The organism is Streptomyces apricus, from assembly GCF_008369065.1.
GTDB classification, from domain to species: domain Bacteria; phylum Actinomycetota; class Actinomycetes; order Streptomycetales; family Streptomycetaceae; genus Streptomyces; species Streptomyces apricus.
The window spans coordinates 634,088-651,613 of sequence record NZ_VDFC01000046.1; the positions used below are offsets into that span (position 1 = coordinate 634,088).

The window sequence follows — 17,526 nt, forward strand, 5'->3', positions numbered from 1 at the left end:
GGCGCGGGGAACTGCGCGACCAGCCCCCACCGGCCGGCACCAAAAAACGCACCCCGCCCACCCCAACCCCAGATCCTTGCCCTGCCGGAGGCACCCGGCAAGGCAAGGACCTACCTCAAAGACCGCACATCGAGATGCCGCAACACCCGATCCACCACCTCAGGATCGGCCCCCACCTCACTCCGCGCCGCGAGCACCTCGTGCCGCGCGGCGGACAGCATCTCCCCCTGGATCCGCCGCACCCGCCGAATCCGCCGCGCCCGCTGCTCGTGCGCCTCCCGCCGCTCGTCCTTGCCCAGGTCGGGACTGATCCGGTAGCCGATGTCGAAGGCCCGGCGCTGCAACTGCTCGGTGAGCTCCTCGGGCAGGTCCTCCGACTCCCTGATCTCCCGCAGCCGCTGCTTGGCCGCCGCGGCCGCCCGGACGGCGAGCGTCCTCTCGAACTCCTTCTCCCGGTCGGTGTCGGCCTGCACCCCCAGCCTGCCCACCAGCCACGGCAGGCTCAGCCCCTGGACCAGCAGCGTCACCATGATCACCCCGAACGCGATGAAGATCATCTCGTCCCGGTGCGGGAACGGCTCCCCGCTCTCCGTCTTCAGCGGAATGGCCAGCGCCAGCGCCACGGAGGCCACCCCGCGCATCCCGGCCCACCACATGACGACGGTCTCCCGCCAGCTCGTCGGGATGTCCTCGTCGATGTCCCGCCGGGCGTGCATCCGTTTGGTCAGCGCGGTCGCCGGCAGCAGCCACGCCAGGCGTACGAACACGACGACCCCCACGACCGCGCCGGCCCAGCCGAGCATCTCGCTCCAGCGCCCCTCCGCCGTCCTGAGCGCGTTGTGCAGTTCGAGGCCGATGAGCCCGAAGGCGACCCCGGTGACCAGCGTGTCGACGATGTCCCAGAACGTGTGCCCGGCGAGCCGCGTCATGACGTCGTCCGGGTCGTTCGCGTACTCCGCCAGGAACATCGCCGTGGTGAGCACCGCCAGCACACCGGACCCGTGCAGTTCCTCGGCCAGGACGTAGGACGCGTACGGCACGAGCAGCGTCAGCCCGATCTGCAGCGTCGGGTCGCCGAGGTAGTCCATCAGCCGGTTCGCGCCCCAGCCGAGCCCGACGCCCACGGCGACCGCGACGACGGCGGACAGCAGGAAGTCGAGCAGGGCGCCCGGCACCGAGAAGGAGCCGCTGACGGCGGCGGCGATGGCGACGTGGTAGAGCACGATGGCCGTCACGTCGTTGAAGAGGCCCTCGCCCTCCAGGATCGACACCAGCCGGCGCGGCAGCCCGAGCTGCCCCGCGACGGCGGTCGCCGCGACGGGGTCGGGCGGCGCCACCAGCGCGCCCAGCGCCACGGCGGCGGCGATCGGCAGCCCCGGCACGACGGCGTGGGCGACCGCGGCGACCGCGGCGGTGGTGACGAACACCAGGGCCACGGCGAGCAGGAAGATCGGCCGCTTGTTGGCGGCGAACTGCCGCCACGAGGTGCGCCGCACGGCGGCGTACAGCAGCGGCGGGAGCAGTCCGGGCAGGATCAGCTCCGGCGGGATGTCCACGTTCGGCACGAAGTGGAGCAGGGCCAGCACGATCCCCAGCACGGTCATCAGCACGGGCGCCGGGAGCTTGAGCCGGTCCCCCAGCGGCACGCTGACGACGGCCCCGAGCATCAGCACGAACAGCAGGGCCAGCTGGTCCACGGTCGGGGCTCCTGGGATCTAGTCGGTCAAAACAGGCCAGACCTCAAGCGTGCCACCGCCACCGAATTCCACACGCGGGGCGCCCACAGGAGCGCCCCGTAAGGGGCGCGGGGAACTGCGCAACAAGCCCCCACCGGGCCGGTACCTAGAAACGGCGCCGCATCGCCAGATGCGGAATCCCCGCGTCAGGGAACTCCGCCCCGTACGCCACATACCCCAGCCGCTCGTAGAACCCCACCGCATGCGTCTGCGCATGCAGATCCACCCCGCTCAGCCCCCGCGCACGGGCCGCGTCCTCGACGCCCCGCACGAGCGCGGCCCCGACCCCGAGCCCGCGCGCGGCCCGCACGACGGCGAGCCGCCCCAGGGACCCGACCCCGGCGTCGCCGCCGTTCTTCGCGGCAGCCGCCTCCCCGTGCAGCAGCCGTCCCGCACCGAGCGGCCGCCCGTCCTCGCGGACGGCGAGCACGTGCACGGCGCCGGCGTCGTACGCGTCGTACTCCAGGTCCTCGGGGACCTGCTGCTCGACGACGAAGACCTCCTTGCGCACGGCGAAGCAGGCCTCACGGTCGGCGAGGTCCTCGGCGACCCGCACCACGTAGGACGGCGACGAGGAGGACGGGGCCGGGGAGTGCGGCGCGCTCACGCGTAGCTCTCCTCCCGCACCCGGTCCAGCGCCGTCTGCAGGTCCTCGGCGTAGTCGCAGGAGAACTCGACCCACTGCCCGTCCCCGGGGTGCTCGAACCCGAGCCGCACCGCCTGCAGCCACTGGCGGGTGAGGCCGAGCCGCTTGGCGAGCGTCGGGTCGGCGCCGTACGTCAGGTCGCCGACGCACGGGTGCCGGTGGGCAGACATGTGGACGCGGATCTGGTGCGTGCGCCCGGTCTCCAGCTTGATGTCGAGCAGCGAGGCCGCGCGGAACGCCTCGATCAGGTCGTAGTGCGTCACGGAGGGCTTGCCCTCGGCGGTGACCGCCCACTTGTAGTCGTGGTTGGGGTGCCGGCCGATGGGCGCGTCGATGGTGCCGCTGGTCGGGTCGGGGTGGCCCTGCACGAGCGCGTGGTAGCGCTTGTCGACCGTGCGCTCCTTGAACTGGCGCTTGAGCGACGTGTACGCGTACTCCGACTTGGCGACCACCATCAGGCCCGAGGTGCCCACGTCGAGCCGGTGCACGATGCCCTGGCGCTCGGCGGCGCCCGAGGTGGAGATGCGGTACCCGGCGGCGGCCAGGCCGCCGATCACGGTCGGTCCGGACCAGCCGGGGCTGGGGTGCGCGGCGACGCCGACCGGCTTGACGATCACCACGACGTCGTCGTCGTCGTGCACGATCTCCATGCCCTCGACGGGCTCGGCGACGATCTGCACGGGCGGGGCGGCCTGCGGCATCTCGACTTCCAGCCAGGCGCCGCCGTGCACCCGCTCGGACTTCCCGACCACCGAGCCGTCGACCGTGACCTTCCCCGCCGCGGCGAGCTCGGCGGCCTTCGTACGGGAGAAGCCGAACATGCGGGAGATGGCGGCGTCGACGCGCTCGCCCTCCAGGCCGTCGGGCACGGGCAGGGTACGGATATCGGGAACGGTACTCACCCGTCGAGTATGCCGGACGGCTCGGACACCGCCGTACGGCGGCAGCCCGCACGCGGCCCCGTGCGTCGGGGACCTGTACGCCCGGCCCCCGTGCGCCCGGCCCCGTACGCCCGCTCAGTCCTTGTGGACGGTGCCGTCCGGGTCCAGGCCCCGGAAGGACAGCAGCACGATCAGGATGCCGCCGCAGACGATCGCGGAGTCGGCGAGGTTGAAGACCGCGAAGTGCTTGGGCGCGATGAAGTCGACGACCGCGCCCTCCAGGAAGCCCGGCGCGCGGAAGATCCGGTCGGTGAGGTTGCCGAGCGCGCCGCCGAGCAGCAGGCCCAGCGCGACGGCCCAGGGCAGGCTGTAGAGCTTGCGGGCGAGCCGGGCGATCACCACGATCACGGCCGCGGCGATCACCGTGAAGATGATCGTGAAGGCCTCGCCGAAGCCGAAGGCGGCGCCGGCGTTGCGGATCGCCTCGAAGCGCAGCCAGTCCCCGACGATCTCGATCGGCTCGTGGTGCTCCAGCTTCGCGACCACGATCAGCTTGCTGACCAGGTCCAGCACGTACGCCAGCGCGGCGACGGTGAACAGGACGGCGATCCGGCGCCTGCCCCGGGGCGCCGCGGCCCCGTCCGGCGCCTCCCCGGGACCCGGGTCCGGGTCGGAGCCGCTCCCGTGATCGGCGGCGGTACCGGCTCCGGAACCGGCCTCCACCCGCTCCTCGGGCGCCACGCTCCTGTCGGGCTGCTCCGGACCGGCTCCCGCCGCGCCCGGGGTATCCGGCGTACCGATGATGCGCTCCGCCTCTGCCACGTGAGTTGTGTCCCTCGACCTAGGTGCCTGACTGAGCACGAGGGTACGGCACGGCCCGCCGCGGCCAGGTGCCCAGGAGGGCCCACCGGGCGGATCGGTGTTCGATCGGGGGAGGTCAGTAACGGCGCTCCTGCTTCTGCTTGCACTCGACGCACAGCGTGGCGCGCGGGAAGGCCTGCACGCGGGCCTTGCCGATGGCCTTGCCGCAGTTCTCGCAGAGCCCGTACGTGCCCGCGTCCAGCCGGTCCAGGGCGCGCTCGGTCTGCTCCAGCATCTCCCGGGCGTTGGCGGCGAGCGCCATCTCGCTCTCGCGCGTGATGTTCTTGGTGCCGGTGTCCGCCTGGTCGTCGCCCGCGCCGTCCCCGGAGTCGCGCATCAGCCCCGCCAGGGACTCCTCGGACTGCGTGATCTCGGTGCGCAGCCGCAGCGCCTCGGCGAGCAGGCCCGTGCGCGCCTCCTCGACCTCCTCGGGGGTCCAGGGGTCCTCTCCGGGGCGCACCGCGAGCTCTCCGGGGTCCGCCGCGGCCCCCCGCGCCTTGGGGACCGCGGTGGGCTCGGCCGCCGCGGCGGCCGTGCCAGGGGTCTTCTTCGCAACCACCGTCGTGGCTCCCGTCCTGTCGGCGGCCTCGGCCGCTCCCTCGGCCGCGGAAGCGGCCGCCTTGCCGGCCACGGCTGCGTCCTTCTCGCCGGCCGTACCTGCGTCCTTGCCGCCCGCGGTCCTCTTCGCGCCCGCTCTCCCGGCCCCGGTGGCCGCCTTCTTGCGCGGAGTCCGCTTCGCCGGGGAGGCGGTCCCCCGCGCGGGGGCGTCCCCGGCACCGGCCGCTCCCGTGGTCCCGCCGGACGCCGGCTGCTGTACGGCCGTCTTCTTCGCCACCATGGCCGCGGCCCCTTCACAGATTGTGACCTTGCACGCGAATCGTGCTGGGACGATAAATCGACTTGGGTCCGGCGGCAACGGGGCACGCCGTCCGGTTCCCCCGTCCCGCGCGTACCGCGGTCCGGTCTGCAAGCGTTGTGCCCAGCTCCCCGCCGGGTAATCCGCCGGAGCGCCCGTACCGGGATGCGGACACCGGCCCGTCGGCATTCGGCCCAGTGCGCGCCCCGCGCGCGGGGCGCGGAAAACCGGTCCGCCGCCGTCGGCCCGGCGCCGTACACTGGGCGCAGCGAAAAGCGTGGATGGGGACGAGTAGCGGCGTACGCGGCCAGGAGCGACCCGGGGACGGTGTGAGCCCGGGGGCGAGCGCGACGTGAAGATCACCCCGGAGCCGCCGGAAGAGGGCCGCAGCGAGCCAGCAGCGGCCGGTAGACCCGGCATCGCGACCCCAATGAGGGGGCTCACCGGCGTGCGGAACGTGCCGGGGGGCCAAGGAGGGTGGTACCGCGGGAGCGCGCCGCACACGGCGTAGGTGACAGCACAGCTCTCGTCCCTCCGGACGGAAGGCAGAAGTCCGCCGGAGGAAGTTCGTTGGATACGCAGCCGAGTACACAGCCGCAGTACCGCCAGGTGCCCGCGCAGGTCGACCTGCCCGCCCTAGAGCACGCCGTGCTCGACTTCTGGCGCGAGCAGAAGATCTTCGCCAAGTCCCTGGAGCAGTCCGAGGGCCGCCCGGAGTGGGTGTTCTACGAGGGCCCGCCCACCGCCAACGGCATGCCGGGCGCCCACCACATCGAGGCCCGCGTCTTCAAGGACGTCTTCCCGCGCTTCCGCACCATGCGCGGCTACCACGTGGGCCGCAAGGCCGGCTGGGACTGCCACGGCCTCCCGGTGGAGCTGGCGGTCGAGAAGGAGCTCGGCTTCACGGGCAAGAAGGACATCGAGGCGTACGGCATCGCCGAGTTCAACGCGAAGTGCCGCGAGTCGGTGACCCGTCACACGGACGCCTTCGAGGAGCTCACGACCCGCATGGGGTACTGGGCCGACCTCAACGACCCGTACCGGACGATGGACCCGGAGTACATCGAATCCGTCTGGTGGTCGCTGAAGGAGATCTTCGGCAAGGGCCTGCTGGTCCAGGACCACCGCGTGGCCCCCTGGTGCCCGCGCTGCGGCACGGGCCTGTCCGACCACGAGCTGGCGCAGGGCTACGAGACGGTCGTCGACCCCTCGGTCTTCGTCCGCTTCCCGCTCACCTCCGGCCCGCTCGCGGGCGAGGCCGCGCTCCTGGTGTGGACGACGACCCCGTGGACCCTGGTGTCCAACACGGCGGTCGCCGCGCACCCGGAGGTGACCTACGTGGTGGCGACGGACGGCGAGGAGAAGCTCGTCGTCGCCGAGCCGCTCCTCGGAAAGGCCCTCGGCGAGGGCTGGGAGACCACCGGGCAGACCTTCACGGGCGCCGAGATGGAGCGCTGGGCGTACCGGCGCCCCTTCGACCTCGTCGAGTTCCCGAAGGACGAGCCCGCGCACTACGTGGTGAACGCGGAGTACGTGACGACCGAGGACGGTACGGGTCTGGTCCACCAGTCCCCCGCCTTCGGTGAGGACGACCTCAGGGTCTGCCGCGCCTACGGGCTCCCGGTGGTGAACCCGGTGCGCCCGGACGGCACCTTCGAGGAGGACCTGCCCCTGGTGGGCGGCGTCTTCTTCAAGAAGGCCGACGAACAGCTCACGGCCGACCTCCAGGAGCGCGGGCTGCTCTTCCGGCACGTCCCGTACGAGCACAGCTACCCGCACTGCTGGCGCTGCCACACCGCGCTGCTGTACTACGCGCAGCCGTCCTGGTACATCCGCACCACCGCCATCAAGGACCGGCTCCTCCAGGAGAACGAGAAGACCAACTGGTTCCCCGACTCGGTCAAGAACGGCCGCTACGGGGACTGGCTGAACAACAACATCGACTGGGCCCTGTCCCGCAACCGCTACTGGGGCACGCCGCTGCCGATCTGGCGCTGCGAGGAGAGCCACCTCACGGTGATCGGCTCCCGCGCCGAGCTCACGGAGCTCACCGGCACCGACCAGTCGGGGCTCGACCCGCACCGCCCGTTCATCGACGAGGTCACCTTCGCCTGCCCCGAGGACGGCTGCGGGCGGACGGCCACGCGCGTGCCGGAGGTCATCGACGCCTGGTACGACTCGGGCTCGATGCCGTTCGCGCAGTGGGGCTACCCGTACAAGAACAAGGAGCTCTTCGAGAGCCGCTACCCGGCGCAGTTCATCTCGGAGGCCATCGACCAGACGCGCGGGTGGTTCTACACGCTGATGGCCGTCGGCACGCTGGTCTTCGACAAGTCGTCGTACGAGAACGTCGTCTGCCTCGGCCACATCCTGGCCGAGGACGGCCGCAAGATGTCCAAGCACCTGGGCAACATCCTGCAGCCGATCCCGCTCATGGACCAGCACGGCGCGGACGCGGTCCGGTGGTTCATGGCGGCCGGCGGCTCGCCCTGGGCGGCCCGCCGCGTCGGCCACGGCACGATCCAGGAGGTCGTCCGCAAGACGCTCCTCACGTACTGGAACACGGTCGCCTTCCAGGCCCTGTACGCGCGCACGGCCGGCTGGGCGCCCAGCGACGCCGACCCGGCGCCGGCGGACCGCCCGGTCCTGGACCGCTGGCTGCTGTCCGAGCTGCACGCGCTCACCGACCAGGTGACGCAGGCGCTGGAGTCGTACGACACCCAGCGCGCCGGCAAGCTCCTGTCGGCGTTCGTCGACGACCTGTCGAACTGGTACGTGCGCCGTTCGCGCCGCCGCTTCTGGCAGGGCGACAGGGCGGCGCTGCGCACGCTGCACGAGGTCGTCGAGACGGTCACTCGCCTGATGGCCCCGCTGACCCCGTTCATCACCGAGCGGGTCTGGCAGGACCTGGTGGTGCCGGTGTCCCCCGGCGCCCCCGAGTCGGTGCACCTGTCGACCTGGCCGGAGGCGGACCTGTCCGTCATCGACCCGGAGCTGTCGAAGCAGATGGTGCTGGTACGCCGTCTCGTGGAGCTGGGCCGGGCCACGCGCGCGGAGTCGGGCGTCAAGACCCGCCAGCCGCTGTCCCGCGCGCTGGTCGCGGCGACCGGCTTCGGGTCCCTGGACCCGGAGCTGCACGCGCAGATCACCGAGGAGCTGAACGTGAGCTCGCTCGCGTCGCTCTCCGAGGTGGGCGGCTCGCTGGTCGACACGACGGCCAAGGCGAACTTCCGCGCGCTCGGCAAGCGGTTCGGCAAGGGCGTCCAGGCGGTCGCCAAGGCCGTCGCCGAGGCCGACGCGGCGGCGCTGTCCCTGGCCCTGCGCGAGGGCACGGCGTCCGTGCAGGTCGACGGTGAGACGGTCACGCTCGCCCCGGACGAGGTGATCATCACGGAGACCCCGCGCGAGGGCTGGTCCGTCGCCTCCGACTCCGGTGCGACGGTCGCCCTGGACCTGGAGCTCACGGAGGAACTGCGGCAGGCCGGGCTGGCCCGGGACGCCATCCGCCTGATCCAGGAGGCCCGCAAGAACAGCGGCCTGGACGTGGCGGACCGGATCGCCCTGCGCTGGACGTCCACGGACCCGAAGGTCATCGCGGCGCTCACCGAGCACGCGGCGCTGATCTCGGAGGAGGTCCTGGCCACGGACTTCGCCCAGGGCGAGGCGGACGACACGTACGGCGCCCCGTTCACGGACGAGCCCCTGTCCCTGACGTTCCGCCTGCGCAAGCAGGCGTAGCGGCGCACGCGAAGGGCCCGTGCCCGCCGGTTCCCCGGTGGGCACGGGCCCTTCGCGTGTGTCCGGCGGGTTCGGCACGGCAAAAGGGCGGAGCCCCCGGATATCCGGGGGCTCCGCCCTGAACGCTGCCGACGCCTACGGCGTACCGGCCGCCGTCAGTTGTCGTCCTCGTCGATCAGGAAGCCACGCATCGGCGACGGCGCCTGCTGCATCGGCGAGGGACCCTGCGGCCGGACCGGCGCCATGGGCTGGGTCATGGCCGGCGTCATCTGCTGCTGGCCGCCGTAGGACGGGGCACCGGGACCGGGGCCGCCCATCGGGTTGCCGCCGTAGGACGGCGCGCTCGCCCCGGCCGGAGCCATGGACGGGCTGGGCGACGACGGCAGCGAGGCGGTCGCCGGCGTGCGCGGCGGGGCCAGCGAGTCGTCCGCCTGGGTCTCCAGCTGGCGCAGCTGCGACTCCAGGTAGGACTTCAGACGCGTACGGTACTCGCGCTCGAAGCCCCGCAGGTCCTCGACCTTGCGCTCCAGCGTGGCGCGGGCGGACTCCAGGGAGCCCATCGCGACGCGGTGCTTCTCCTGCGCGTCCCGCTCCAGGGCGTCGGCCTTGGCACGGGCGTCGCGCTCCAGACCCTCGGCGCGGCTGCGGGCCTCACCGACGATCTTGTTGGCCTCGGAGCGGGCCTCGGCGATCGCCTGGTCGGCGGTCTGCTGGGCCAGCGAGAGCACACGGGCGGCGCTGTCGCCACCGGGGCCCTGACCGGGCTGCCCCATCTGCGGGCCGTGCCCGCCCATCGGGCCACCCATGGGACCGCCCATGGGGCCACCCATCTGCTGGGGCATCTGCTGCTGCATCTGTCCCTGCATGGGGCCGGGACCCTGGCCCATCGGGCCCTGTCCCATACCGCCCTGGCCCATCGGGCCCTGACCCATCGGACCCTGGCCCATGGGGCCCTGGCCCATCTGGCCGGGACCCTGCTGGCCGCCCTGGGCGCTGGGGCCCGCGGGGAGCTGCGGGGCGCCGCTCGGCAGCTGGGGCGGGCCGCCCATGGGGCCACCCATCTGCTGCTGCGGCGGGCCCGATATGCCGGCGGGCACGGGACCGTTGGGACCTCGCATGCCCTGCGGGGGTCCCTGCTGTTGCTGCTGATCCTGCTGTTCGGGCGGCTTGCGCATGCCCTGTTGCTGGTTCTGCGCGGCGGCGCGCGTGGCGGCGGCCAGCTTGGCGCGCAGGTCCTCGTTCTCGCGGAGCAGGCGGGTCAGTTCGGCTTCGACCTCGTCGAGGAAGGCATCGACCTCGTCCTCGTCATAGCCTTCTCGGAGGCGGACGGTCGTGAACTGCTTGTTCCGCACGTCCTCGGGGGTCAACGGCATCTCTTCACCTCAACGTAGTCGTCGGCATCGTCGGCGTTCGGCAAGACCGTATCGTTCACAGCCGGCTCACGACGGAGATCAGGATGTAGACGATGATCATCAGTACGAAGAAGGACAGGTCGAGCGCCACGCCCCCGAGACGTAGCGGCGGGATGAACCGCCGCAGAAGCTTGAGCGGTGGATCAGTGACAGTGTAGGTGGCCTCAAGGACCACCACCATCGCCTTGCCGGGTTGCCATGAGCGGGCGAACTGGAAGACGTAGTCCATGACCAACCGGAAGATCAGCACGATCAGGAAGCACATCAGCGCGACGTAGAGAACTTGTCCAACCACGCTCATGATCCGTGCGTCCCTCTCCCCTGTTTCCCTGCTTTTCCGGTCCTGCGTCTCAGCTCTGGTTGAAGAACCCGCCCTCTGCGATGCGAGCCTTGTCCTCCGCCGTGACATCGACGTTAGCAGGCGACAACAGGAACACCTTCTGCGTCACCCGCTCGATGCTCCCGTGGAGACCGAAGACCAAACCGGCGGCAAAGTCGACAAGTCGCTTCGCGTCCGTGTCGTCCATCTCGGTCAGATTCATGATCACCGGGGTGCCCTCACGGAAGTGTTCCCCGATGGTACGGGCCTCGTTGTAGGTCCGGGGGTGCAGCGTGGTGATCCTGTACGGCTCTCGTTCCGACACGACCTTGGGCATGATCACCGGTGCGTTCTTCTCCATGCTCTGACGTTCTTGTGTGATGGACGCCACGGGGGCGATCCGGGCCGGACGCGATGATTCCGCGACCGGCGGAGCGGAATGGGGCACGGGGTCGCGCTGGACCGGCGGCTGCACCACTCGTACCGGTTCGTCCCTTTGAGACTGATGTGACTGGTGCGACTGATGCGACGGCTCGTGCCGTCGGCGGTCCCGCTCGGGCTCCGGATCCAGTTCGGGCTCGAAGTCGTCGTCGGGGTCGAAGCCCCTGCCGTCGTACCCATCGTCCTCCACGAGGCCGAGGTAGACCGCCATCTTGCGCATCGCGCCGGCCATGCTCTGAGTCCTCCGCTCTGTGGTGGATCGGCTGACTGTTGCCAAGCGCCCGCGATCCACGAGGTCGTGTGCCCGCCGGAGGCGGTAATGACCATATTTTCTGCTGTGGTCCGACTTCTTGGCGACGTTACCCGAGCCCGGGGCGGACGCCGAGTACCGCGGTGCCGACGCGTACATGTGTCGCTCCGGCCGCCACCGCGTGCTCGAGGTCCGCACTCATCCCTGCCGAGACCATGTTCGCAGCCGGATGGGCGCGGCGCAGGTCGGTCGACAAATCCATCAGCCGCTCGAACGCCGCCCGTTCGCGCCCGGCGTAGGGACCGGTGAGCGGGGCGACGGTCATCAGTCCGTCGAGCCTCAGGCCGGGCGACCCGGCGACGAGCTCGGCCAACTCCCCGACGCCCGCGGCACTTACCCCACCGCGCTCCCCCAGTCCACCCTTTCCGGGCGCGAAGTCCTCCGCGTCGAGCGCAACCTGGACGAGGCAGCCGACCTCGCGTCCGGTGCGTACCGCCTCCTTGGACAGGGCGGCGACGAGCCTGGGCCGGTCGACGGACTGCACGACGTCCGCGTAACCGACCACGGAACGCACCTTGTTGGTCTGCAACTGGCCCACGAAGTGCCAGGACAGGGGCAGGTCCGAGCAGGCCGCGGCCTTCGGCGCCGCGTCCTGGTCGCGGTTCTCGGCGACGTGCCGCACACCGAGTCCGGACAGGATCCGCACGTCGTCGGCGGGGTACGTCTTGGTGACCACGATCAGGGTCACCTCTTCGCGCTTGCGTCCGGCCGCCGCGCAGGCGGCGGCGATGCGCTCCTCGACCTTCGCCAGATTCGCGGCGAGTTGGGTCCTGCGGTCCGTCATGCCCGATCAGTCCAGCCACACATAGCCCGCGAGACGGCCGGTGAGACCGTCGCGGCGGTACGAGAAATGGTCGTCCGACTCGATCGTGCAGACCGGCGACCGCTCCCGGTCGTGCACGCCGAGCCGTTCCAGCTGCGCGTGCACCCCCGCGGTCACGTCGACCGCCGGCGTGCCCCAGCTCGTCTCGGCGTACGCCGCGGGCTCGACCGCCGCGACCTCCGCCCGCATCGCGTCCGGCACCTCGTAGCACCGGCCGCACACGGCGGGGCCGGTGCGGGCGACGATCCGGGCCGGTTCGGCGCCGAGTTCCACCATGGCCCCGACGGTGGCGGGCACCACCCCGGCGACCATGCCGGGCCGGCCCGCGTGGGCGGCGGCCACGATCCCGGCGACGGGGTCGGCGAGCAGGACGGGGGTGCAGTCCGCGGTGAGCACGGCGAGGGCGAGGCCCCGGCGCGCGGTGACGACGGCGTCGGCCTGCGGCACCGGCCGCTCGCCCCAGGGTCCGTCGACCACGACCACGTCGGGCCCGTGGACCTGGTGCATCCAGACGACCCGCGCCGGGTCCAGGCCCAGCGACTTGGCCGCAAGGTCGCGGTTGGTCCGTACGGCCTCCGGGTCGTCGCCGACCGCTCCGCCGAGATTGAGCTCCTCGTACGGAACGGCGCTCACCCCGCCCCACCGGTCGGTGAAGGCGAAGTGCGCGCCGCTCGCCGTGCTCGTCCCGGAGCGCTGTCCTATCACTTGAGGAAGTCCGGCACGTCCAGTTCCTCCGCCGCGCTGTCGGAGTAGCTCCGCGACGGCGGGACGGGCGGGCCGGCCGGCGGCAGCTCGCTGCTCACCGGTTCCGGAGCGGGCTCCGGCGCCTCCTTGGGGGTGACGCTGCCGAGCGACCCGAAGGACGGGCGGCTCTCGGCGGGCCGCGGCGGCGCGGGTTCCTCGCGCTTGACCGAGGACGAGCCGAGCACGTTGTCCCGCTTGGACGGCGGCTGGCCGCCGTCGAAGCCGGCCGCGATGACGGTGACCCGCACCTCGTCGCCGAGCGCGTCGTCGATGACCGCGCCGAAGATGATGTTGGCCTCGGGGTGCGCGGCCTCGCTCACCAGCTGGGCGGCCTCGTTGATCTCGAACAGGCCGAGGTCGGAGCCGCCGGAGATGGAGAGCAGGACGCCCCGGGCGCCGTCGATGGAGGCTTCGAGGAGCGGCGAGGAGATCGCCATCTCGGCAGCCGCCACCGCGCGGTCGTCGCCGCGGGCCGAACCGATGCCCATGAGGGCCGAACCGGCCTCGGACATCACGGACTTGACGTCGGCGAAGTCGAGGTTGATCAGGCCGGGCGTGGTGATGAGGTCGGTGATGCCCTGGACACCGGAGAGCAGGACCTGGTCCGCCGACTTGAAGGCGTCGAGGACCGAGACCTGGCGGTCCGAGATGGACAGCAGCCGGTCGTTCGGGATGACGATGAGGGTGTCGACCTCTTCGCGGAGTTCCGCGATGCCGTCCTCGGCCTGGTTGGCGCGGCGCCGGCCCTCGAAGGTGAAGGGGCGGGTCACCACGCCGATGGTGAGCGCGCCGAGCGAGCGGGCGATGTTGGCCACCACCGGCGCGCCGCCGGTGCCGGTGCCGCCGCCCTCGCCCGCGGTCACGAAGACCATGTCGGCCCCCTTGAGGACCTCCTCGATCTCCTCGCGGTGATCCTCCGCGGCCTTGCGGCCGACGGCCGGGTTGGCTCCGGCGCCCAGTCCACGGGTGAGTTCGCGGCCGACGTCGAGCTTGACGTCGGCGTCGCTCATCAACAGTGCCTGGGCGTCCGTGTTGATGGCGATGAACTCGACACCCTTGAGACCGACCTCGATCATCCGGTTGATGGCATTGACACCACCGCCGCCGACACCGATGACTTTGATGACTGCGAGGTAGTTCTGCGGTGCTGCCACGTCGAAGGCCTCTCGCCTCGATTACGTGTCGTCGCGTCGCACGGTCGCGATCCGACGACTGATGCCGAATGGGACGGTCCGAACGCCGACCCGAACCCTAACGCTGAAGTTTAGGGTTACCAGTGTGTCTGTTCCTTGGACTCTTCCGAACAGGACACTAAGTCGACAAGTGGCGCACGTTCAACGAACACGCCGAACCTCCCGTTTTTCTTTTCACCCTATGTGATCAGGCACTCCGCTGCCCAACCAGGGGGCCGACCTGCGCGGATGCACGTCAACTCCCCGATGACGCCGGGGCGGTGGGCACGCTGACGTCGAAGTGCCGCGCCCGGGGCGCGGCTTTCATGAGAGCGGTCAGTGTGCGCGCCTTGGCCCGCCCCTTCTCGCCACTTCCCCAGTCGACGGTGCGTCCGCCGGCCATCCGCAGCGAGACGGAGTCGTACGAGCGGACCTTGACGACCTGGGTGGCACGCGCGACCGCGGCCGGGAGGGAACGCGCCACGAGCACCGCCTCGCGCACCAGCCGCTCGGTGCCGAAACGGCGCGGTCCCGCGGTGCCGGCGACGTTCAATTCCAGTGCGGGCACACCCCTGGGGGCGCGGGAAACCGTGGCATATCGCACACCTTTGGCGTCCACTTCGACATACTTGCCCCCTTTTCCAGTGTTTTCGACAATCAGGACCGGAACGCGTTCGGTGATTTTCAGCCCGATTCCGTGCGGCCAGGAACGCACGACGTCGACCGAGTCGATTCTCGGCAATTTCCGGAGCAGTCGTGCCTCGATCTCGTCGGTGTCGACGGAAATCAGCGGCGATCCGGTCGCCACGTCGGCCGCCCCGACGACCTGTGCGGGCGTCAGGACCCGTGTGCCGGAGGCCGACACGCGCTCCACACGGGTCCACTGCGAGCCGTAGAGCACCCAGACGACGCCGGCCGCGACCAGGGCCAGGCAGACCGCCAGGGCGACGAGCACGCGCGGCCCCGGCAGTCTGCGCAGGAGGGGTGGCCGGGGCGGGCCGGGGTTCAGGTGCTCCCGGTCGCCGCGTTCGGCGGTGGTCGGTCCGGCCACGCTCCCCTGCCTTCTGCCACGCGCTAGCGGCGTGACGCGATCGCCTCGTACACCATCCCGACGAGCAGGTCGTCGGCGTCCCGGCGGCCGAACTCCGAAGCGGCGCGGGACATCTCGAACAGCCGGTGCGGATCGGCGAGCACGGGCAGGACGTTGCCCTGGATCCACTGCGGGCTCAGTTCCGCGTCGTCGATCAGCAGTCCGCCGCCCGCCTTGACCACCGGCTGGGCGTTCAGCCGCTGTTCGCCGTTGCCGATGGGCAGCGGGACGTAGACGGCGGGGAGCCCGACGGCGGAGAGTTCGGCGACGGTCATCGCGCCCGCGCGGCAGAGCATCATGTCGGCCGCGGCGTACGCGAGGTCCATCCGGTCCACGTACGGTACCGGGATGTAGGGGGGCATCCCCGGCATCTGGTGGACCTGCGGCAGTTCGTTCTTCGGGCCGACCGCGTGCAGGATCTGGATGCCGGCCTGCTGGAGGTACGGGGCGGTCTGCTGGATCACCTCGTTGAGGCGGCGGGCGCCCTGCGAGCCGCCGGAGACCAGCAGCGTCGGCAGCGAGGGGTCGAGCCCGAAGGCGGCGCGGGCCTCGGGGCGGGCGGCGGCCCGGTCCAGGGTGGCGATGGTGCGGCGCAGCGGGATGCCGATGTAGCGGGCGTTGCGCAGCTTGCTGTCCGGGGTGGAGACCGCGACCTGGGCCGCGTACCGCGAGCCGATCTTGTTGGCGAGGCCCGGGCGGGCGTTGGCCTCGTGGACGACGATCGGCACCCCGAGGCGCTTGGCGGCCAGGTAGCCGGGCAGGGCGACGTAACCGCCGAAGCCCACGACCGCGTCGGCCTTGGTGCGCTCCAGGATCTGCTCGGCCGCCTTGATCGTGCCGCGCAGCCGTCCGGGGACGGTGATCAGCTCGGGGGTGGGCTTGCGCGGCAGGGGCACCGCGGGGATCAGCCCGAGTTCGTAGCCCCGTTCCGGCACGAGTCGGGTCTCAAGTCCGCGCTCCGTGCCCAGGGCCGTGATCCCCACGGTCGGGTCCTGCCTGCGCAGGGCGTCCGCGAGGGCGAGCGCGGGCTCGATGTGTCCGGCGGTCCCCCCGCCGGCGAGTACGACATGCACCGAAATTCACCGCTCTCCGGACGAACGCGCCGCAGCGCGCCGTCGCATCGTGTTCCACTTCCGAGGCTCCCGGCCAGCGGAGCCTCTCACCGCAGCCCGCTTTCTGCCAAAGCGGGGTTGCCGCATCGCGAGCGCCGTCCGCGCAGCGGGGTCCTCACGCGCGAAGGCGATCAGGAGCCCGATGGCGAACATGGTCGGCAGCAGGGCGGAACCCCCGTAGGAGAACAGCGGGAGCGGGACACCGGCGATCGGCAGCAGACCGAGCACCGCACCGATGTTGATCACGGCCTGGGCCGTGATCCAGGTGGTCACGCCACCCGCGGCGTACCTCACGAAGGGGTCCTCCGTGCGTCCGGCCACGCGGATACCCGCATAGCCTAGGGCCGCGAAGAGGGCGAGCACCGACAGAGTGCCCGCCAGGCCCAGTTCCTCACCCGTGATGGCAAAAATGAAGTCCGTGTGCGCTTCGGGCAGTTGGCCCCATTTCTCCACGCTCGCGCCGAGGCCCGAGCCGAAGAGGCCGCCGTTGGCCAGGGCGTAGATGCCGTGCACGGCCTGCCAGCAGGAGTCGCCGGGGCCCGGTTCGGTGGCGCCGAGGCAGGCGAGGCGGGCCATGCGGTTGGGGCTGGTCTTGATGAGGATCACGCCGAGGGTCGCCGCGACGGCGAGGACGCCGCCGAAGAGCCGGGTCGGCGCCCCCGCGAGCCACAGCAGGCCGAACAGGATCGCGGTGAGGATGATGGCGGTGCCCATGTCGCCGCCGAGCATGATCAGCCCGAGCAGCATGAAGGCGACCGGCACGAGCGGCACCAGCATGTGCTTCCACTGGGTCAGCAGCCGCTTGTCCTGCTTGCGGGCGAGCAGGTCCGCGCCCCACAGCACGAGCGCCAGCTTGCCGAACTCGCTGGGCTGGAGCTGGAAGGGGCCGCCGACCGAGATCCAGTTCTGGTTGCCGTTGACCGCGACCCCTATCCCCGGCACCTGGACGAGGATCATCAGGAAGACCGAGCCGAGGAGCATCGGGTACGCCAGCGCCCGGTGCAGCTTGGACGGCATCCGGGAGGCGGCCAGCAGCAGCAGTCCGCCGAGCACGGCCGCGAGGAACTGCTTGCGGAAGAAGTAGCTGCCCGGCAGCGACAGCTGGAGCGCGGTGATCTGCGAGGCCGAGTAGACCATCACCAGGCCGAGCACGGTGATCAGCAGGCTGCCGCCGAGGATCAGGTAGTACGCGGTCAGCGGCCGGTCCCAGACGCGGCGTGCGCGGCCGTAGAGGCGGACCACGGCGTTGTCGCGCGGCGGGCCTGGACGGGAGGGCGTCCCGTACGGCTAGCGGGCACGGCGGGCTCCCCTCGGGGCGGCAGGGCGTCCCGCCGGTCCCCCGGCGGCCCCCCCGGGCCCGGCGGCCGGCGTCCGGACCCCGCCCA

At 71.6% G+C, this 17,526-nt stretch carries 15 protein-coding genes; 1 reads left to right on the forward strand and 14 read right to left on the reverse strand.

Annotated elements, in window-relative coordinates:
• Positions 1–110: 110 nt before the first annotated feature.
• From FGF04_RS22935 to FGF04_RS22955, 5 genes are all read right to left on the reverse strand, one after another.
• The gene (locus tag FGF04_RS22935; protein WP_149513170.1) at positions 111–1,697 is read right to left on the reverse strand and encodes a Na+/H+ antiporter; all 1,587 of its coding nucleotides are present in this window, start codon (positions 1,695–1,697) and stop codon (positions 111–113) included.
• Between the two features lie 145 nt (positions 1,698–1,842).
• Positions 1,843–2,343: a GNAT family N-acetyltransferase gene (locus FGF04_RS22940; RefSeq protein ID WP_149513171.1), complete on the reverse strand. Its 501-nt coding sequence runs from the start codon at positions 2,341–2,343 to the stop codon at positions 1,843–1,845.
• Entirely contained in the window at positions 2,340–3,284 is a 945-nt protein-coding gene (locus FGF04_RS22945) for an RluA family pseudouridine synthase (protein WP_149513172.1), read from the reverse strand. Before FGF04_RS22945 ends, FGF04_RS22940 begins: the two co-directional genes overlap by 4 nt.
• 114 nt (positions 3,285–3,398) lie before the next feature.
• Positions 3,399–4,085 carry a signal peptidase II gene (gene lspA / locus FGF04_RS22950; RefSeq protein ID WP_149513173.1) on the reverse strand — a complete coding sequence of 229 codons (687 nt, stop codon included), beginning with the start codon at positions 4,083–4,085 and terminating at the stop codon, positions 3,399–3,401.
• 115 nt (positions 4,086–4,200) lie between these two features.
• The gene (locus tag FGF04_RS22955; RefSeq protein WP_149513174.1) at positions 4,201–4,962 is read right to left on the reverse strand and encodes a TraR/DksA family transcriptional regulator; all 762 of its coding nucleotides are present in this window, start codon (positions 4,960–4,962) and stop codon (positions 4,201–4,203) included.
• 588 nt (positions 4,963–5,550) lie between these two features.
• On the opposite strand from FGF04_RS22955, the gene ileS reads away from it, so the two are divergent.
• The gene (gene ileS, locus FGF04_RS22965; protein WP_149513175.1) at positions 5,551–8,718 is read left to right on the forward strand and encodes an isoleucine--tRNA ligase; all 3,168 of its coding nucleotides are present in this window, start codon (positions 5,551–5,553) and stop codon (positions 8,716–8,718) included.
• A 155-nt stretch (positions 8,719–8,873) separates the two neighbouring features.
• Here the strand turns inward: ileS and FGF04_RS22970 are convergent, their stop codons facing one another.
• From FGF04_RS22970 to ftsW, 9 genes are all read right to left on the reverse strand, one after another.
• Positions 8,874–10,091 carry a DivIVA domain-containing protein gene (locus FGF04_RS22970; RefSeq protein ID WP_149513176.1) on the reverse strand — a complete coding sequence of 406 codons (1,218 nt, stop codon included), beginning with the start codon at positions 10,089–10,091 and terminating at the stop codon, positions 8,874–8,876.
• 55 nt (positions 10,092–10,146) lie between these two features.
• Positions 10,147–10,431: a YggT family protein gene (locus FGF04_RS22975; protein ID WP_149513177.1), complete on the reverse strand. Its 285-nt coding sequence runs from the start codon at positions 10,429–10,431 to the stop codon at positions 10,147–10,149.
• Positions 10,432–10,480: 49 nt separating this feature from the next.
• On the reverse strand, positions 10,481–11,122 hold the full coding sequence (locus tag FGF04_RS22980) for a cell division protein SepF (protein WP_149513178.1): 642 nt from the start codon (positions 11,120–11,122) through the stop codon (positions 10,481–10,483).
• Positions 11,123–11,249: 127 nt separating this feature from the next.
• Complete coding sequence (locus FGF04_RS22985; protein ID WP_149513179.1) at positions 11,250–11,984, reverse strand: YggS family pyridoxal phosphate-dependent enzyme; 735 nt, start codon at positions 11,982–11,984, stop codon at positions 11,250–11,252.
• A 6-nt stretch (positions 11,985–11,990) separates the two neighbouring features.
• Positions 11,991–12,728, reverse strand: coding sequence for a peptidoglycan editing factor PgeF (gene pgeF, locus FGF04_RS22990; RefSeq protein ID WP_149513180.1), 738 nt, complete (start codon positions 12,726–12,728; stop codon positions 11,991–11,993).
• Entirely contained in the window at positions 12,725–13,921 is a 1,197-nt protein-coding gene (gene ftsZ / locus FGF04_RS22995; protein WP_149513181.1) for a cell division protein FtsZ, read from the reverse strand. The genes pgeF and ftsZ overlap by 4 nt, the downstream gene beginning before the upstream one ends.
• Positions 13,922–14,195: 274 nt before the next feature.
• Complete coding sequence (locus tag FGF04_RS23000) at positions 14,196–14,990, reverse strand: cell division protein FtsQ/DivIB (RefSeq protein WP_149513182.1); 795 nt, start codon at positions 14,988–14,990, stop codon at positions 14,196–14,198.
• A 23-nt stretch (positions 14,991–15,013) separates the two neighbouring features.
• Entirely contained in the window at positions 15,014–16,102 is a 1,089-nt protein-coding gene (gene murG, locus FGF04_RS23005; protein WP_149513183.1) for an undecaprenyldiphospho-muramoylpentapeptide beta-N-acetylglucosaminyltransferase, read from the reverse strand.
• Positions 16,103–16,108: 6 nt separating this feature from the next.
• Positions 16,109–17,383, reverse strand: coding sequence for a putative lipid II flippase FtsW (gene ftsW / locus FGF04_RS23010; protein WP_149513184.1), 1,275 nt, complete (start codon positions 17,381–17,383; stop codon positions 16,109–16,111).
• Positions 17,384–17,526: the final 143 nt, after the last annotated feature.